This is a genomic window from Pseudomonas sp. Z1-14 (assembly GCF_051132005.1).
Taxonomy (GTDB): Bacteria; Pseudomonadota; Gammaproteobacteria; order Pseudomonadales; family Pseudomonadaceae; genus Aquipseudomonas.
In genome coordinates this window covers 3,404,989-3,422,712 of the sequence record NZ_CP071646.1, presented here as the reverse complement: position 1 = coordinate 3,422,712, position 17,724 = coordinate 3,404,989, and the positions used below count along the sequence as shown (strand labels likewise).

At 55.3% G+C, this 17,724-nt stretch carries 11 protein-coding genes; 9 read left to right on the top strand and 2 right to left on the bottom strand.

Annotated features, from left to right (window positions below; translation table 11 throughout):
• Window positions 1-233: 233 nt before the first annotated feature.
• The 3 genes from J3P89_RS15225 (at window position 234) to J3P89_RS15215 (ending at window position 4,035) form a co-directional block, all read left to right on the top strand.
• A complete protein-coding gene (locus J3P89_RS15225; protein WP_434694699.1) occupies window positions 234-695 on the top strand; it encodes a hypothetical protein in 462 nt (153 codons plus the stop codon).
• Complete coding sequence (locus tag J3P89_RS15220; protein WP_434694698.1) at window positions 688-1,395, top strand: RES family NAD+ phosphorylase; 708 nt, start codon at window positions 688-690, stop codon at window positions 1,393-1,395. Before J3P89_RS15225 ends, J3P89_RS15220 begins: the two co-directional genes overlap by 8 nt.
• Window positions 1,396-1,782: 387 nt before the next feature.
• Window positions 1,783-4,035, top strand: coding sequence for a hypothetical protein (locus tag J3P89_RS15215; RefSeq protein WP_434694697.1), 2,253 nt, complete (start codon window positions 1,783-1,785; stop codon window positions 4,033-4,035).
• 63 nt (window positions 4,036-4,098) lie between these two features.
• Here J3P89_RS15215 and J3P89_RS15210 read toward each other — a convergent pair whose 3' ends face one another.
• The gene (locus J3P89_RS15210; RefSeq protein ID WP_434694696.1) at window positions 4,099-4,626 is read right to left on the bottom strand and encodes a hypothetical protein; all 528 of its coding nucleotides are present in this window, start codon (window positions 4,624-4,626) and stop codon (window positions 4,099-4,101) included.
• Window positions 4,627-4,964: 338 nt separating this feature from the next.
• On the opposite strand from J3P89_RS15210, the gene J3P89_RS15205 reads away from it, so the two are divergent.
• Entirely contained in the window at window positions 4,965-6,107 is a 1,143-nt protein-coding gene (locus J3P89_RS15205) for a hypothetical protein (RefSeq protein WP_434694695.1), read from the top strand.
• Window positions 6,108-6,287: 180 nt separating this feature from the next.
• A complete protein-coding gene (locus tag J3P89_RS15200) occupies window positions 6,288-6,860 on the top strand; it encodes a hypothetical protein (RefSeq protein WP_434694694.1) in 573 nt (190 codons plus the stop codon).
• A 94-nt stretch (window positions 6,861-6,954) separates the two neighbouring features.
• Here the strand turns inward: J3P89_RS15200 and J3P89_RS15195 are convergent, their stop codons facing one another.
• Window positions 6,955-10,710 (bottom strand): hypothetical protein, encoded by a 3,756-nt coding sequence (locus J3P89_RS15195; RefSeq protein ID WP_434694692.1) that lies wholly within the window; start codon window positions 10,708-10,710, stop codon window positions 6,955-6,957.
• Window positions 10,711-11,435: 725 nt separating this feature from the next.
• Here J3P89_RS15195 and J3P89_RS15190 point away from each other — a divergent pair.
• From J3P89_RS15190 to J3P89_RS15175, 4 genes are all read left to right on the top strand, one after another.
• Window positions 11,436-13,478: a hypothetical protein gene (locus J3P89_RS15190; protein WP_434694690.1), complete on the top strand. Its 2,043-nt coding sequence runs from the start codon at window positions 11,436-11,438 to the stop codon at window positions 13,476-13,478.
• A gap of 400 nt (window positions 13,479-13,878) precedes the next feature.
• Window positions 13,879-14,556, top strand: coding sequence for a vWA domain-containing protein (locus tag J3P89_RS15185; protein WP_434694689.1), 678 nt, complete (start codon window positions 13,879-13,881; stop codon window positions 14,554-14,556).
• The gene (locus J3P89_RS15180) at window positions 14,513-15,304 is read left to right on the top strand and encodes a PP2C family serine/threonine-protein phosphatase (protein WP_434694688.1); all 792 of its coding nucleotides are present in this window, start codon (window positions 14,513-14,515) and stop codon (window positions 15,302-15,304) included. Before J3P89_RS15185 ends, J3P89_RS15180 begins: the two co-directional genes overlap by 44 nt.
• Entirely contained in the window at window positions 15,301-17,481 is a 2,181-nt protein-coding gene (locus tag J3P89_RS15175; RefSeq protein WP_434694687.1) for a protein kinase domain-containing protein, read from the top strand. The genes J3P89_RS15180 and J3P89_RS15175 overlap by 4 nt, the downstream gene beginning before the upstream one ends.
• The last annotated feature ends 243 nt before the right edge of the window (window positions 17,482-17,724 follow it).

Below are 17,724 nucleotides of genomic sequence, written 5' to 3'. Positions count from 1 at the left end.
GCCGTCATCTCCATTCCTTGGGCTGGCACTGCAAAAGAGCCAGGGCGTCTCCATATCGGCCGCCCATGGGAGAAACTTTAGGGAGAGTTTTTTAGGCACTAGACTTTCGTTCCCGCACGAGACGAGCAAGGCATCATCTATCGAATGGCGTATTTGAGGCGTTGGCGGAGAACTTTGCCAATGTGGCCTCCTCGATGTATGAGGTGCTGCAGGAGCGTCAGGACCCGAAGTCGTTGGAGCAACTGGCCGAGGTGTTTGTGACACGTAAGCCGCCTTCGCCTCGCTTGCTCAAGGAAGCGGCAATGCTGGTCCAAGCCCGCAAAGCGGTGTTGGAAAGCGGTGATTGGCTGACCGCCGCGGACATCGCCCGGGTGGCCCAGTTGAGTACCCGCAACCCCAGTGCCCAGCCCAACAAATGGAAAAAACAGGGGCAAATCTTTGCCATCAGTCACGGTGGGGTCGACTATTTCCCGGGTTATGGCTTGGATCCGGATGCGGGCTATCGGTCGTTCAAGGCACTGGCCAAAATCATTGAGGCTTTCGCTGGCCACAAGGACAGGTGGGGGATGGCTTACTGGTTTCGCTCAGATAACAGTTTTCTGGGCGGCAAAAGACCTCAGGACCTGTTGGCATCGGCGCCTGATCGGGTGATTGCTGCCGCACAGGATGAAATCCAAGGCATTGTCCATGGCTAAGCAGCGTACCGAGTTTAGTGAGGGTAGGGCGACGCCTACCACGGATTTGGCGGCGTCCGTTACCCCAGTGCTTACGGCTACGTTGCACGTCACTTTCACCGTGATCGCCAAAGGCGATGTGCTTCACCGTGTGCACCAGGATAAGTATCAGCCTGATCAATTCAATCCTGGTGTGCACGGCAACGCACGCTTCAGCCCGATCCAGGATGATCAGGGGCGGGCGATTCCCACCTTGTATGGCGGCACGACAGTCGATTGCGCCTTGATGGAGACCGTCTTCCACGACGTTCCCCATACGGCTGGGTTTAAGAGCTTCGATAAAGGCAAGCTGACTGGACAGGTGCATTCTGCCGTCCAGGTTAGCCAACCGCTGCACCTGGTTGATCTGTCCAGCGTGCCACTGCGGAAACTGGGCATCACGCGCAAACAACTGATCGACACTGAGAAAGATCAATATCCTGCGACGCGCAAATGGGCCGAGGCAATCCACCGTCAGTGTCCAGATGCCCAAGGGCTGTCTTGGGTGTCGCGACAGGATGATTCGGCACGTGCGGTGGTGCTCTTTGGTGACCGGATTCCTGACGGCGCACTCCATCCGCAGGGGGCGTCACGCAGCTTGACCGGCGACTCGACTGTGTTCGACACGGTGCTCAATCTGGCAGAGCGGATTGGGGTCGTTATCATCGCGGGAAAAAGCTGAGTCAAATAACTGAACAGTGCCTCTGGATTGAGACTTTTCTAAGACGTCAGCGATCAGACGATCGCTATTTCTCTTCGAGCGGGGCATGACGACCTGCTCCAAACAGCAGGCCGAGTGAGGCCAAAAATGCCGTATTTCTCAGTGAAAGGCTTTGAAATTATTTCTATAGGATGCGTCCCGGTTCACCCGCGTTGTCATCTTGCAGATCAGCGACGTCGTAAGGCGCCTGTCCGCTATTGCCCCTGGTTAAAGCTGACTCCAGCGTTGGCACACGCGACCGTCACGCCTCTTGGCATGCCTCTCCCTGCGGGGCGCGGTTCGGGCGGCTCGGTGTGCGACACTGTGAAGTGATCTGCTCGGCTAAGTCGCCATCGGTGATACGGAAAAATGGAAGAGAACCTCATGAATGGTGCGTCGGCGTTGCCCACTGGACGATGGACGATTCACCCCTACAGTTCGATGGATCGTGATGAGCTACGAGCGCAACTGGTGGCAAACGGGATCGAGAGCCAACGGCAATTGCCTGTACTGTGCAGTGACATTTGCGCGTTGCTGCAGCGCTGCTATCCCCCGCACCTGCTGGCGGTCCTCGCCCATTACGGGCTGCAGGCACCGGTCAGTGCCGAGGGCGTAGCTCAACGCAGTCTAATGTCGGGCATCGGGCAGCCGCATGTCGAATTGCTGCAAGCCTTGATCCTGACGTTACGTCAGGATCAGTGGGGGCAGCGCCCGGCTGAACCCGATGAGATTCAGCAGTTAATCGAGCGCCTGAAAGCCCTAGCGGACGCGTTTTACCATGCCCGGTACACCTCACTGTCCAGGGCGAAGGAGGTGGATGAGCGCGCCGTATTGGTGCTCCAGGAACGCTTGCGGGGGCATACCCAGTTCGTCAGGAATTGGGGCTACCATGGCGCCGTGTTACGCATTGCCCGCGAGCTATACGGCGCGCTGGACGACGACCTTACCGCCGCCTACGGATTCGGCGCGACCGACGTGATCGAGGTGGCTAAGGCCTTGCTCGTGGATGTCGAGCAGCGCGCATCAGAACGTCTGCGACGATTGGGCGCGATTATCCGTTGCCAAACCCATGCTGAAATGGTCCACGCTTTTTTTCGCGAGCCTGACTTTGTCGAAGGCGATCCTGAGGCGTTTCTGCGCCAAATTCCGGAAACCGTAAGCCGCGAGCAGTTGGCCGGTTGGATAATGTCTCACGCCGATTTTCAACTGCTCAAGCTGGCCATCGTGGACTCCGAAGCCATCGCACACGCCACCGGCCGTGATCGAAGCGTCGTGGTACGGGTGTTGGAACGCTTGTCGCGGGAACCTGGGAGCTTAAGCGCCGACGACATCCCCCATTTCTTCATGGGTAATCCGATCTGGTCTGCACCCTGTATCAGTACCGGACTTGAGTACTTTTTCCCCATGCCCCAGTTAGTGTTCAGTCATATTCATAGCGTAATGCGTTCGCTGTTGGGAGACCTCACCCCGGCCGTCAGGAACAAAATGGCCCGGACACGGGCCGAGTACCTGGAAGCGCAAGTAACCGATCTGCTGCGAGGGGCATTTCCTACCGCCCGGCTGCAGGCGGGAGTCAAGTGGGCGGTGGGGGTAGATCGCTACGAGACGGATGTACTGCTGATCCTCGATCGTACGGTGCTGATTGTTGAAGCGAAGTCTGGAGCTTTGAGCGTACAGGGTCTGCGCGGGGCGCCAGACCGAGTTAAACGCCATGTGCAGGAATTGCTGGTCGAGCCGGCCGTTCAATCAGATCGGCTGGCGCAGGTGATTGACGCTGCCAAGCGTGGTGATGAGCTCAGTCAACAGGTTGTTGCATCCCTAGGGATTGACGCTAGGGTAATCGATCAGGTGATTCGGCTGTCGGTGACACTGGAGGACTTTTCCATTCTCGCCAGTTGCGAAGCGGAGCTGAAAGAGGCAGGTTGGGTGCCGGCGGATCTCGAGCTTGCTCCGACGGTGAATCTCGCCGACCTTGGCTGCATTTTAGAAGTCTTGGAGGAGCCGGCATACATCCTCCACTATTTGGCTAATCGCGGATCTGTCCAGCGCTTGACGGGGCTGCTAGGCGATGAACTGGACTACCTCGGATTCTATCTCCAAACCGCCTTTGGCATGGGGGAAGTCACGCGGACTGACGCACTGTTTGCCATCTCCGGCCTGTCCGAGCCCATTGACCGCTATTACACCAGCCGCGATGCCAGAGTAAGCCTGCCGAAGCCAATGCTGCTGTTACCCGACACGCTGCGCTATATGATCCTAGAGGCGCAGCGTCGCGGTTGTCACGGCTGGACGACAGTCAGTCTGGCGCTGCTGGACATTGCTTTCCACGCTGGCGATAGCCTGGATGCCGAGCTATTGGCGCTTAAACAGGATGTTGCGGCGAACCCGCATGATCCCAAGCAGCCGCGAGGGCTCGCTGTCTTGCCCGCGCCCTACAGCGATAGCGTGGTGGCGTTCTACGTCTTTCCGCGCATGTTCTCCAGTACGCGTAATGAAGTGGCTGGTCAGTTCGCTCAGGACATACTGGCGCAGACTGGCAAAGCCCGCTGCGTTGTAGTGGGGCGTATGATCGAAACGTGGCAGCAGCCCTACAGCTTCACTGCCATCGTGTTCCCGGGTTAAGACTGTGTATCCCATGGGCCGGTATTCCGGGGTGGCGTGAATCAGCACGATGTAGTCGAGCGTTCAGCCGGCGCGCCAATGACTGACGTATTGCCAGCTGTCAACGACCACTACATCGACGGCCTTAGCTAGCGCATAGGCAATATCGGGCAGAGCGCACAATGCTGTGCCCACGAGCGTCAACAGCGTTGCAACAATAATCGCGCCGGCCTGACCCGCCAGCGCGTGGGGGAGGGTGATTTGCTCGTGGTAGCGGATATTGTCGAAGCACAGGCGCATGTGCGTTTTCAGTGCGGCAATCTCAAACACGGCATTACCGTGCAGATCCTGCAGCGTGCGTAAGTCCTGGCGTAGCGATGCCAGTTCACGGAGCTCCTCGCTAGGGTAGTGGTGCATCGCTGTGGTGTTGCTGAAAGAGTGCGACTTATTCTGAGCGACCGAGGGGGTGGGCTCAAAGGTCGCGCGCAACGCTTGGATTTTCGCTGTGGCGGCCAGGGCGATGGTTACGAGGCCTGAGATCACCGCCAGGAGCAGGCCGAAGACCAGCATGTGATTGTTTTCAGAGAGGCCGAGCGCCGTAAAGGTTGTCATGACCAGCACTAGCACCAGTCCTATCCCTAGAGCTGTTTTCAAGATCGCGCCTACGCATTATTGGGCCTTCATTATGGCCGGCGCCAGGCTGCGAATCTAGGCTTCTGCCCCCGTAGCGGGGCGAGGCGGAGGGGGAACCTGACGAGTGACAGCGCATACCTCGAGCGGGCGGTCACCCAGACTCCCTGTATCCACACAGCCATGCGAGATAGCGCGGAAAGGGTTTAGGATGGACATCCTTATGGACACAGTGTCGAGTTGATCGTTGCTCATTTCGCGCTGCACAAGGCTAGGAATGCAGTTATTCAAAAAAATCTTGGGAAATGGAGGGAAGCATCGTGACGGCATTCCAGTGGCTGGTGAAAGATTCCCCAATTGATTCGCCTTGGCTACGCGGCACGAAGATTTTTGGTGTCAATAAGCCCGTCATGTTGATCGATCAGTTCGGCGGTAAACAACCTTACCTAATTAACCAACAGTACCGGGAAGAGGGCGAGTTGAGTTATCCGGCCTGTGCCAGGGTCGTGGTCGATTCCAATTTGTTGGACGGCATCGCAGCGCTGATGTCTGGTGCTGAGATAGATGATGGCATGCGAGGCTTTATTGAGTTTGTCTCGCGCGAAGGCTGGGATATCAACGTGGCCTTCTTTTTGGTCGAGCAGTATGCAAAATCAACGCGCGCAAATTTCATACTTCATGCCACACGGCGCTTACGGTTACTTTATCGGTTCCTAGCCATGGACACCGGTTATTTTCTGGCAACAGGTAACGTCCGCCTGCTCCCGGCCGCCGTCGCGCATTATCTTGCGAAGGAGGGCGTAGATTCCCTTGATGAGATTGCCGAGCGGCATGTGCATTCATTTATCGCAACCCACACCCAGCGTAAGGCTCTGGAGACAGTTGAAGTCACCGAGATAGCATTGCTGAAGATGGTTCTGTTACGGGAATTTGAAATGCGAGGCGCCTCGGCAGCAGACCAGTATATTGCTTATCAGCGGTTTATCAGCTCCACGGTAAATTTCTCGCTTGCGCGAGAAAGCCAGTTGGCTTTGCATTACTTCAGCGGGCAAGCAGGCTCTCTGCTCGGAATCAAGGAGAACACCTCACGTAAAAAGGCGCTCAGAAATATTTCCGCTACCGCGTGGGACCTGTTGCTGCTGAGAATGCCAGAACTGCTATTGAAGCCGCCAGTGAATGGTGGCCATGTCGAAATCGCCTTTGTCGCGACACATGAACTGAAGCTGGCCGAGCTGGCGCAACTCATGGCAATACACACATTGTTTCCTGGCACCACGCCCATCGTTCAATACGATATGACAAAGGTACCAGATGAGATCATCGACACCATTCTCAATGAGTTTGACGGGCAGATGGTGAGCCCGATTTTTCGACAGGGACCACCGAGCATCCCGACAGGACTGCGTGATGCGCTAAGTAATTCGCTTTTGCAGCGGTTGCCGCAGATGGGAACGTTTGAGTAGGAAATTTGCAGGATGACCATCCTGTAGCGAAACGAAATGTCCATCCCGCGTACCGTGTCGCGGATGTTGCGATGCCTGGCCAATGTTCAGTGTTTGCACGCTACTGATTCTGACCAAGAGGGAGCATTAATGAACGGCAACTATCGATTCTAAAGCTGCTTTGACTACAGGACCGGGGAGTTGGCGGAGAACGAAGCAGTTCTCGCGCTGATGCGCATCCATGGGTATCAGAATGTTCGAGGCGGTTTCTTTACTAATTTGAACCATGAGCTCACCGTCAAGACCCTGATCAGTCATGGCCACCATGACGTGGTAGGTGCAATACCTGGCATGGAAGCCTTCAACAGCGTCGCGTCCGCGATGGCCGCAGGACAACCACCCTGCGATGTTGTCGGCCCCGCAGAGTTGGGCAATGGCGGGGAGTACTCGCTGTTCGTGTTACTGCTGGAGGGGGACCGGTACTTTGTAGGCTACAGCAGCAACCCGGTCGCACGCATTCGTCGTCACTTTGCGGGCAAAGGTTCGGAATGGACCACGATGTATAGACCTGTTGAGGTTTTAAACGTCCGGTCTTTGGGAATAGTCGCCGAGTCGGAGGCGGCGAGTTTCGCCGCCAAGGCTACGGTAAGTCTGATGCGTAGGGTGGGGTGGCAGCATGTGCGGGGTGGCCCATGGTGGAGCGTTGACCCCGAGGCAACGCTCAAGTTGCTGGTGGGGCATGGCGTCGGCGAAATCCCACCCTCTGTTCCATAATCTCTGCGGACGGGGGGGGCTTTTTCAACAGAATCGGTCAGAAGCGACCACTGACAAAAAATCAGGGTAGCATTTATTACGGTAACTTTTGAGGCTAGTAATGCCGGACAGAGCCATCCTCGTTGATTAAGCGCTCGCCTCTCGTCGCCTCTACCAAGCGAACAAACCAAAACCAGCAATCCTCACGGACATGAGGTACTGAATCAATAATTTGGAGGACCTCCTCACGCGAGTATGCCCTTAGCATGTCCGCGACATAATGCAGGTCATGCCATTTAGGCGAACATGTGAGGACGCGTTCGAGAAGGTCCTCATGCACGGCACGATGCAGTGGATTCGCCGTCGCGGCTAGTCGGTACAGCAAACTTTCTTGGTTGATATCGCTTGATCCAATGCACCGTCGGAGAGCATCAATAGGAAACAGCTCGAAACCCTCGGCGAATACTTCTGGAATGAGCGCGGCGAGGGCAGGTACGGCAAGCATGCGGTCCAGCAGCGGAGCATTGTAGGCAGCTACCCCTTTTAACACCTCCAGTACCGCTGCAGCTCGCTTGTCGTCGAGATGATGCACGACATATTCGATGGCTAATTCTGGCATAAGGGCTAACAACTCTGGTGTGAAATGATCTTCCCACTGGCTAATCACACAATTAAGCGCGATCCAATCGGGAAAAGGATGCTCGATACCATCAGTTGTCTTTACTCCGAGCATGACACCAGATCTCTTTTGCCAATCCCTATACAGCAAAAGGGCCTGGCGGAGGTGATACGTTGGAAATGCGTTGGGTTGCTCCGCGATAAAACTGACAATGCGGGGAATCCCCGCTGGATAGACTCGCGCAATAGCGTTAAGTACATCTAGCGTCGCTTTCGGCTGCATTGGACTGCCTAGTCGATGCCAGATCTCGTCGATGAGCGTAAGCGGAGCGCTTGGAAGCCAACGCATGTGGGCAAGTGCGGGGATGTGGTGGATACCCGCGAAGGACGGTGGCAGTTGTTTAATCAACTCAGGTAGTACTCCTTCGCCATGACGCGCGATTAGTACTCGCCAGCCAGCCTCGTCATGACCCGCAGTAATCCAGACCCTCGCGGTTTCGTCATCAATTTCAGGCGAAAATTTCTTGGCGAGTTTGTGATGATGAGGGGCGCCTGTTGCTAACGCAACCCGCTGAAAGCGACCTACCCATGGCGTTCCAAATTCCACGATAGCAAAGCCGAGAAGTTCCTGCGCACGTGGCTTCATGGAAGGGAAGTTTGAGAGTAGAAGGCAGAACACGTCGTCATCACTGCATCCGACGAGCACTCTGTTGATTTCGATCCACCCGCTAGAATTTAGCTCTACAACAGATTCGATCAATCGCTCGTATTCGACAGCAATGAACCGAGCGAGGGCTCTGTTGCCACGTCTTGCTGCGGCTGGCCGAAGTAACCAGGCACGCGAAGCGATGGTAGTGTCGAGATGCGGGCGAATCCAATGCGGTACATCACCACAGCAACCAAGCGCGGTTGCGGCCGCCTCTGTCCAACTTATCTTATCGTTAGCCGCAACTTGCTCTAGCCAAAGACTCCATTCAGGCCCACCACTTTCAGCAATTGCATCGAGGACGAGACTGCTATTCGGAGCCCCTAGCCAATCGGCGAGCGTAGACCGCTGCGCATACAGGGCTTTTGGGCGGAGGGCTTGCTTCCACTCCGATGGATACATGCGGGATCGTCCTAGATCAGAAAGTACCTCCAGAGCGGGGCGAAAAAGTTCCGGGCGCTCTGCCTCTAGCGCAGCAATAGCGGCGCGATTGCGCACAGCCAAGCGAGGATCTGCCAGAGCGCGGGAAAGCGCTTCTGATAGGGTCGGCATAGGCCGATCTGCACCGCGGCTTATGTCGAGTGCGGCGGCCAGCAAAAAATCTTCCCTAACTGTTGCATTTACGTCGCTATCTGCTGCGCGTCCACCCGACTGGATAGCCAGGGCATAGCTCTGGCGCGTCCAGAGTGAGTTTGTTGCTCGCTCGGCGACAGCATCGGCTAGTAGGCCGCGTCCGGTTAGCCAATTCCAATAAAGGTCGTGGCATGGGACGGCCTGACCGCCGCGCTCTAGAATGGTGCCGAGATTCCGTAGTAGCCTCGCCGGGTCAGTAATTCCCAACTTAGCTGATCGAGTTTGGAGCTCATCCGTGAGACGACCAAATGATCGCGTTCCCGCCAGAGCAAGGTGAGACACAGCCCCGGCGAGCGCTTCTGTGAAGCGCTCGGGTAGCCCTTGCATTAGGTGCTCATGGAATTGACGCAGGAGGTCGCCAGTCGTCGCAGAGCGTGCGTCCGAAAGAACTTGGATAGCCAAAAGAAGGGGGAGTCGCAGAAGGTCAATCACCGGAATAGGTGGAAGCGCCTCGTCTGGGGTTGCGGCTGCGACTGCTCGCTTTACCCGGTCGGGTGGGAGCAGATCGAGGGTCCACTGCTTAAGAGGGCCGTCGTCCATGTCAGCGAATTTGGCCGTCGCAACTAGGCGTGCGTTCCTTAGAGCGCGCAGTGCGCGTCGCTTCTCTTCTACCTTCGCAGCGCCCGCGAATTCGGACCAGCCGTCGACGAAAATACAGACTCGCGGATCTTGGAACAATGTAGATAATTTGACTCCCGGAGCCGCCTCCGTGACCATCTCCTCCAGATCGTGCCAGCCTACCGCTTGTCCTGCTGGGAGATAGAGCGGGATGATCGTGCCGGCTGCGAGCAACTTATTTGCTGCGTGCCAGAGAGCATGCGTCTTGCCTGAGCCTGGCTGACCGACGATGAGGTGTTTTTTGTCTGGGAGCCCAATGAGATCTGATAAAGATGCGCTCGCGGGGACCCCATTTATCTTGACTTCGGTGAGGCGCGGCTCCACTGAGAACGCGTCCACAAGGGCGTCCCGGGCTGAGGGCTTGGCTCCAGGGAATAGCAGGTCGATCGATGGCGGTGCGCCAGTCTCAATTAACCACTTCGCCAAGTCGCGTAGGTCTTCAATGGATAGAGCAATGCTTGGCCGCTCAGATCGCGCACCCAATATGTCTACGGCGACGCTTGACGGAACTGCGATTGAGGTCGCGCGTTCTAGACAAGCCAGGAGTTGTGTTCCGTTTAAGCGACGCGGATCCGAACCGAGCGCACAAGCAACGGCATCGCGGAACACGGCATCGTATGCGCGATGTGCCATGTCTGCGGTCGACAGGAACTGTTGTCGGCGATTCACGATAGCACGTCGATTGTTCTCCTCAAGCGAGCGCCAATCCGGTTCGCCGCAGGCAAAGACCATTGGACTGAAAAGCTCAGCTCTAAGCTGCTCGGGAAGGCTATTTACTACAAAGGTTCGAAGCTCCTTAGAAAGCGTCCGCTGAAGAAGAGCTGTGCGAAGCTCCTCAACGTCCCCTCCGGAAGCAGCCGCCTCCCAGGCGGTCAGGCCAGCCACGCCGGAAGGCAACGCATCCTTACGCTCTTGTCCGATGCGCGATGTGGTCAGAAATACGAACCTTACTTCTCGGCCAGGATTGCAGGCCCGCAGCCTGTGCAGAGACTCAATTGCGGCCAGCACATCTGCCGAGTTCAGCGTCACAGCCCCGGATTCGCGCGTGTCCTTCACCTGTGTGGCCCTCAGAACGTCATCTATCCTGCCCGGCTCACGGAGAAGCTCGGTGAAGTCCTCGGCGACCTCTAGGTAGAGGTCATCGTCAACCCTTAGATCCAGCCATGCGGCAGCCGAGGCGTGGAGCTGGTAGACATATCCACGAAGCGAGGCAGTTGCTTGCCGGATCAAGTCTTCTGGTGGGACGCTCCAAACCTGAGAGGGATTTCCAAAGACAGAGACGGGTGTGGTCGACATGGGTTTGACTCTAGGCAAAGCAGCGGGGTAGCGGCACGCTGCGCAATATCGAAGTGGCTAGATACTAAACCAGATACGCGATTGGCTCTCGACTTGAAACACTCCCTGTAGGGAGCCTGAGCACAGTAAAACTATGCCGGAGCCGGATACTGACGGTCTAATGGTGTGCTCACTCTGGAGCGTTTCGACGTTACTGAGTGGATCGTTTGCGGTGTCCTGAACTCGCAACTTGCTGCAACGATTTTCAGCATTGCCCTTATCCTAGACATCCTGAGCTAAGATGTTTTCACACGTCAGTGCGGTCTAGGAAATTAAGCGCAGCATGAACCTTAATCGCTTGGCAACAAATTGCATCGCTACCGGAGCCAGTTGGAGGCCACGGGAGAGGAAATGTCCAAGGACACGACTATTCTCGTGGATCGCCTAATGCAAATCGAACAGAGCGCTGTTGAGCAGAGGGGCGACGAATTCTCATTCTCGCCGACTTTATCGGTGTGACTTCAAGTTGTTCATTCTAACGAGCAGGTCGCCCCGTTTGAGCAAACGGACACCCTGTACAAAGCGCAGGGCAAGGAGTTCTCGAAAGCAGATGGCGCGGTCATTCAGGTTTTGTACCTATGTGGCACGGAACAGTTTCTGATCCAAGAACGAGCGCCACGATGCTACGCTCAGAAATCGAAATAGCGAAACGATCTTAACTCGAACAGAATCGTCATAGGTAGGACATGGCAGGAAAACGACAACATTACATTCCGAGATTTCTTCAGCGAGGGTTTCTTGCTGAGCGTAGCGGCGATGCTGAGCGGACGTGGCTGCATCGACGAGGTACCGCAGCACGACTGGTAGGTATTAAAGACGTCGGAGTCGGAGAGTTTTTCTACTCCAAGCTTGGGGTAGCAGACGAAGAAGCACTCGACGATCTGATCACAGCTCTTGAATCTGATATCCATACCAGTCTCCGAGAGCTCCAACATGCCTCCCGAGGTGCCATCGTTGACCCACGAGTTTCAGCTCGCATCACGACGCATCTTACGTTAAGGACGGCGTATGTACGCTCCACTTTTCTGCAAGGTGCTGAAGAGCTCTTGGAGCAGATGTCCGCACTAGTCGCTGACTCGGATGCACTGCGCCAAATGATGGGGGTGGACAATATGAACATGAGCTTGTCCCTCGCAGCAATCGATGAAGAACTGAACACGTCTCTCTTCGGAGAGTTATTGCCGCGTCCTTTCGCTAGGAGGGCGATGGCTTTTTTACTCCGTGAGTCGTTCAACGAGTTCTACTTGGCCCATATGCCCATGGTCTCCGAAGTTTTCACCAAGCTCGTCAAAGCGCTTCCTACCATGATTCGGGACAGTCATAACAATGCATTGAAAGTGTCCCAAGCAAACCAGTGGGAAGCCGAACTTGCGCAGTTATCTTGGCGAACCTGCAGCGTTGTGAATGCGATACTTCCAGACTGCATCGCGTTGGCACAGAGCGGCTCTGACTCACTAACTGCTCTCACTTTGAGAGAGCGCAAGAGACCTGACGTAATAATTCTACCCATTGCTCACGATTTGTTGCTCGTGGGGACGAGAGGCGAAATAAAAGATATTGAAATAGGGGAAATTAACGCCGCAAGCGCAGCCTGCAGCGACAGTTTCTTTATTGCCCGCAATTCCTGCGACTCGACCGACCTTGCAAGCTTGATCGGTCAGCGCTGCTCCCTTTCAATCAAGAAAGTTATTGCAGAGGCTATAACAGAGATCAGGCCGCGCGATTCCTCACAGCTAAGCACAAGATCTGATATTACCCCCCTTGCTTTATCCGATAACCTCAATATTTTCAGCTTCTCTCTAGCGTGCCAAGGGTTTGCCGATGGCGAAACTGCGTCCAAGCTTGGTGATGTTATGCGGGCTGTTGCACAAGAAATGAACCGTGACTTGCCACTTTCACAGTTAGATGGCGTTACGTTCGCGGCAAACTACGAGGCTGCTCTGGAGACTTTGGATAGGGGGGATGCAAGGCTTCCCCCGGACAAAACCCGCCCTCGATCTTATGGCCAAGCCATAGCCAAATGCGTTCATGTCATCCGCGACGGAAAGCGCAAAGAGCATCTTGTGCTCAACGCTAATATTGCCGTTGCACTGCTCAGTGCAGACGATGAAAACACAGCATGGGCTTTACACGTCATTGTTGGAATGCTCGCCGACGTTGCGCACAGTGCGATGTATGAGCAGCGTCTTCCTGCGATGTCAGAGATCCCTTTTGACTGCATGTCAAGGCGGCTGCACGTAGCCTCATCTGCCTGCCCCAGCAGATATTTCACGGCGCGAACTAGCGCTTTTGCCGATATCAACGCCGGCGAACGATTTGCCACTTTATGTTCGGATAGTCTGTTCTCAGCACAACAAGAGGTCCAATGCGCGAAGCAGGCGTACATCATTGACCAAGCAATGGATAAACTGCTAGATACATCCCTTCTGCATATCTCTTCCGTACTCGATCATGCAGCTGAATGGTTGGGGCATAGGGACGGGCTTCCTGCGCAGGAGTCGTTCCCCGGGTCCTCCTTTCCGGAGAGTTTGAAAGATCAGGGCCTTCGCGATTGGCTTGAGCTTTTCGGGCTCGACTTACGACGACTTTATGACGCAGACGACCAGTTCACAATCGAGAACATCCTTGCGCTTTCAAGACATGTCGAGCGCCTTCTATGGACGATGGGCTTGTTCCCCTGGCCGACTGAGGATGGAGGCCTGTATGTGTCTTTGGGGCCCATCACATGAACAGGGTGCCGCGCGAGTGCTGGATTTCAACACGAATAGTCAACGATGCGCATGTGTGTTGTTTACCCGCAAATCCCCTTTGGCAGGCACGGCTGGGGAAAAAACGTTGAATAATCCAGCTACCCAATGTAGAGACTAGGGATTGAGTGTTCGAATCACTCCGTCCCGACCAAATTTTTTCAATGACTTAGCCTAACTTCTTATCAGTTCGGCTTTTTCGTGCGTGGAAAGCTAACTCCCACATTTACTTCATCTCTAGCACAAGCATACTCATCAGCGCGTCTGGGAGGAGGGAGAGACGTGGCTACTGAAGGCTGTGCCATCATTTGGCGTTCTATGAATAGCAATGTTATCGTGCTATCACGCATGACAGCTTCGTCAGGGACTGAAAGGGGACAAGATGACCGATTTCGAGCAGCAACCTTTTGCGGACGCCGAGTTTGCAGAGAATCCGGAGCAACGATGCCCCTGCATACTGCTGTTGGATACGTCATCGTCCATGAATGGCGCGCCGATTCGCCAATTGAATGATGCGCTGCAGTTTTTCAAAGAAGAACTCTATGCAGATGCAATGGCGGCGAAGCGGGTAGAGTTGGCAGTGGTTACCTTTGGACCGGTCAACGTCCAAACCGAGTTCACGACCGTCGACGGTTATTTCCCTGAAGTGTTGGAAGCCAGTGGTGTCACACCAATGGGCGAGGCCGTCGAGCGTGCATTGGATCTGCTACGCGAACGCAAAGAGCGATACCGAGCCAATGGTGTCAAGTACTACCGTCCTTGGGTTTTCCTAATTACTGACGGTGCCCCAACGGATGATTGGAAGGAAGCTCGCCGACGTGTTTATGAGGGCGAGGAACGAAAGGAGTTCATGTTCTATTCCGTCGGTGTTGAGGGCGCGGAAATGTCGATTCTCACTCAGTTAGGAGTGCGTCAACCTCTCAAACTGAAAGGTCTGGCGTTTCGAGAGCTCTTTGCTTGGCTATCTAGCTCTCTGAGCGCCGTATCGCAGTCGAGTCCGGGGGACGCGGTGCCTCTTGCCAATCCAACGGGGCCAACGGGGTGGGCAGTTGCAGAGTAGCCTGCATTGGCGCTGGGCCGCAGCGTCGTGTATTGGCACGTCGCATCTACGAATGGGCACACGGAAGCAGGATGCATTTAGCGTCATGCGCGTCCATTCAGATGCAATGTGTGCGATTGTTTCTGATGGCGCGGGCAGTGCTAGTCACGGTGGGCAGGGCGCTGTATTAGTCTGCCGCACCCTTCGGGTCAATTTTCGCAACTGGTTTAAGCAGCATGAATTTTTGCCCAGCGATGAAACAATCATGTGCTGGATTGATCAACTCCGCGATCATCTTTCTTTGGTCGCGGAGAAGCGGGGCGTAACTCGGCGACAGTTTGCCTCCACGCTGGTCATGCTGGTGGTATTCAAAGATCAAGTCTTGGCTTTACAGATCGGCGATAGTGCACTCGTGGCGCGTAAGGAGGGTGTGTGGGAGGCTATTTGCTGGCCGGAGAACGGAGAGTTCGCTTCGACGACCTATTTCGTTACCGATGATCCTGAAGTTCGTCTGCACATCTATCGCTTTGATCGGAAGCACGACGCGTTCGCTCTTTTTTCCGATGGGCTTGAGTCAGTTGCGCTGGAGCAGGCCACGCAGCAACCTTTTGCTCGTTTCTTCGATCCGATGATTAAACCGGTGGATCTGGCACGGGAGAATGGACGCCTTGCCGAGTTATCAGAAGCGCTCGCGCGTTATTTGCACAGCCCTGCGCTGTGTGACCGCACGGATGACGACAAGACGCTCATTCTGGTGTCGTGTAAATGACCTCTATGCAGGTCAAGGTAGGCGGTAAAACCGAGCGCCTTGACAAACAGCTGGGCAGAGGGGGCGAAGGCGATGTGTACGCCCTGGTGGGTCGGGGTGATTGTGCGGTCAAGATCTATAAATCGGAACTGCGAGTCTCGCGCGAGAACAAAGTCCGAGCAATGGTTGATGGGCGATTGGCTGGTGCGACCACCCTCGTCGCTTTTCCGGCTGAAGTAGTGACTGATGCCTCCGGCAACTTTCTTGGATTTACCATGCGATTGGTGGCGGGATACCGTGCGCTGCATGAGCTATACAGCCCAAAATCCCGCAAGATGAATTTTCCAAAGGCTGATTACCGCTTCTTGGTCCGTGTAGCTCAGAATGTCGCACGTGCTGTCGCCACAGTGCATCAAGCCGGGTGCGTCATCGGTGACCTCAATCACTCCGGGGTACTGGTAGGTCCAGACGCAACGGTCGCTTTAATTGATGCCGACAGTTTCCAGTTCAGTTTGAAGGGGCACGCTTACCCTTGTGTTGTCGGCACCGAAGACTTCACTCCGCCCGAGCTTCACGGGAGTAGCCTTTCAAAAATCATCCGCACTCAGGCACACGACAATTTCGGGCTTGCGGTTGCTATCTTCCAGTTACTTGCGATGGGCAAGCACCCCTATGCAGGTCGTTACAATGGTCCGGATCTGTCTTTGGGGCAATCGATAGCACAGAATCGTTTTGCCTTTTCGATGGCTCGACTTAACGAGACACGTACCACACCGCCCCCTGGCTCCGTGCTGCTGGCGGATTATCCTGAAACTATAGCGGTGGCATTGGAGTCCGCGTTTGGCCTTGCGCCCTCGTCACGCCCAGACCCGGCCACTTGGGTCGGCTTGCTCCAGGAACTCGAGATGGGGTTGCGCCGCTGCGCAGACGTACCGACCCACTATTTTCCCGGCTCTGCAACTTCTTGTTTGTGGTGTCGATTAGCGAGTCAGTCTGGGGTTGAGATGTTTCCCCAAGGTCTGGCTGCTGGCACTGTTCCGTTGGCAGGGCCGTTCGATTTGGAGCGCGTGTGGGAGGCTATTCGAGCACTGCGTATCCCGATGCCAGAGGAAGTGTTGCCGGTTTGGAGTGGCACTATCGCTGCCCCAAGCCTTTCTGTGACACAAGCAAAGGGTAAGCGCCATGATCCAGCGATCTTGGGTGGCGTTGCTTTGCTAATCGCCATTATTGGCTGTGTTCTCGCTCCGAAAGCAGCACTGCTGTGGGGTGGGCTCGGGCTTATCGGTTTAGTGCGGGTCTTTTCTACCAATAGGGTGGACTCAACGCCTTTTCGCAAGGCCTACCAAGACGCGGACAGTAAGGTGCGCTTGGCCTCTCAAGCCTATCTTCAACGAATTGGCCTGCGGGAAATGCATACCTTGCGTGCCGATTTGGAAGATGCAGTCATTCGATATCGGCAGGTCCAAGAGGGTCTTTCTCAGGCGCTCAATCAACTGAAGTTGACACGCGAGGAGCGCCAACGCGCAGTTTTCTTGGATCGCTTTTTGATTAGGCGAGCGTCGATACCTGGTATCGGAGCCGGGAAGACTGCCACGCTTGCGTCTTTTGGTATTGAGACGGCTGCGGATATCACGGCTTCAACAGTTCGAGCGGTGCCAGGTTTCGGAGAGGCACTGACGGCGAAAATGTTAGCTTGGCGTCAGGGACATGAGGGTAAATTTCGCTACAACGCCACACCCGATCCGTCCGATCTACAAGCAGAACAGTCCACTCGAGTGGCGTTCGCAACTAAACAGATCGAACTCCAAAGAAAAATTCAGTCGGGCTTGGCTGCGTTGCAAGCGGCTGTACCACGCTGCCGTTCTACCAAAAACATACTAGATCAGGCGCTCATGCAAGCACTCCAAGAGCGTGCTATCGCAGAGCACGATTGTGCTGCATTGGGTATCCGCGTACCTACGCCAACCGCAATCACTATTGATATTCCCAAAAGAACGCAAACACTGCCAAGCAGAGCTAATCCAGCGCCGGTGGCCTCTGGTTCGTCGGTGCCGACTTCCGCGCGTTTACCTGCAACGAACTCTTGTCCGAGCTGCGGCGCTTCCATGGTGCGTCGTACCGCACGGAAGGGGAAGCACGCGGGGCGTCAGTTCTGGGGGTGCTCCAAATTTCCTGTCTGCAAAGGCACAAGGAGTTAAGGCTTAGCTCAGTAGTCAGCTCGCAGAAAAAGAGCTGGCCGGCACGGCAGGCGTACGGCTGATTGACTGTGATGGGCTTCGGGCCGCTTACGTCCAATTACCTGTGGGGGCGAACCAAATCGCATAGTCCAAAGCCACCTGTTCTTGGCCCTTGATACACCCCAAGAACAAGTCCAGAATTAAGTCTTTTCCTGCCTCGGCAAGAAAAGAAACCCCTTAGATTTCAACGAGTCGGACACCAGA

Excerpts from the sequence above, each read along its gene's own strand:
- J3P89_RS15195 (WP_434694692.1), bottom strand. The coding sequence starts at position 10,710 with ATGTCGACCACACCCGTCTCTGTCTTTGGAAATCCCTCTCAGGTTTGG.
- J3P89_RS15175 (WP_434694687.1), top strand. The coding sequence starts at position 15,301 with ATGACCTCTATGCAGGTCAAGGTAGGCGGTAAAACCGAGCGCCTTGAC.
- J3P89_RS15220 (WP_434694698.1), top strand. The coding sequence starts at position 688 with ATGGCTAAGCAGCGTACCGAGTTTAGTGAGGGTAGGGCGACGCCTACC.
- J3P89_RS15215 (WP_434694697.1), top strand. The coding sequence starts at position 1,783 with ATGGAAGAGAACCTCATGAATGGTGCGTCGGCGTTGCCCACTGGACGA.
- J3P89_RS15210 (WP_434694696.1), bottom strand. The coding sequence starts at position 4,626 with ATGACAACCTTTACGGCGCTCGGCCTCTCTGAAAACAATCACATGCTG.
- J3P89_RS15190 (WP_434694690.1), top strand. The coding sequence starts at position 11,436 with ATGGCAGGAAAACGACAACATTACATTCCGAGATTTCTTCAGCGAGGG.
- J3P89_RS15185 (WP_434694689.1), top strand. The coding sequence starts at position 13,879 with ATGACCGATTTCGAGCAGCAACCTTTTGCGGACGCCGAGTTTGCAGAG.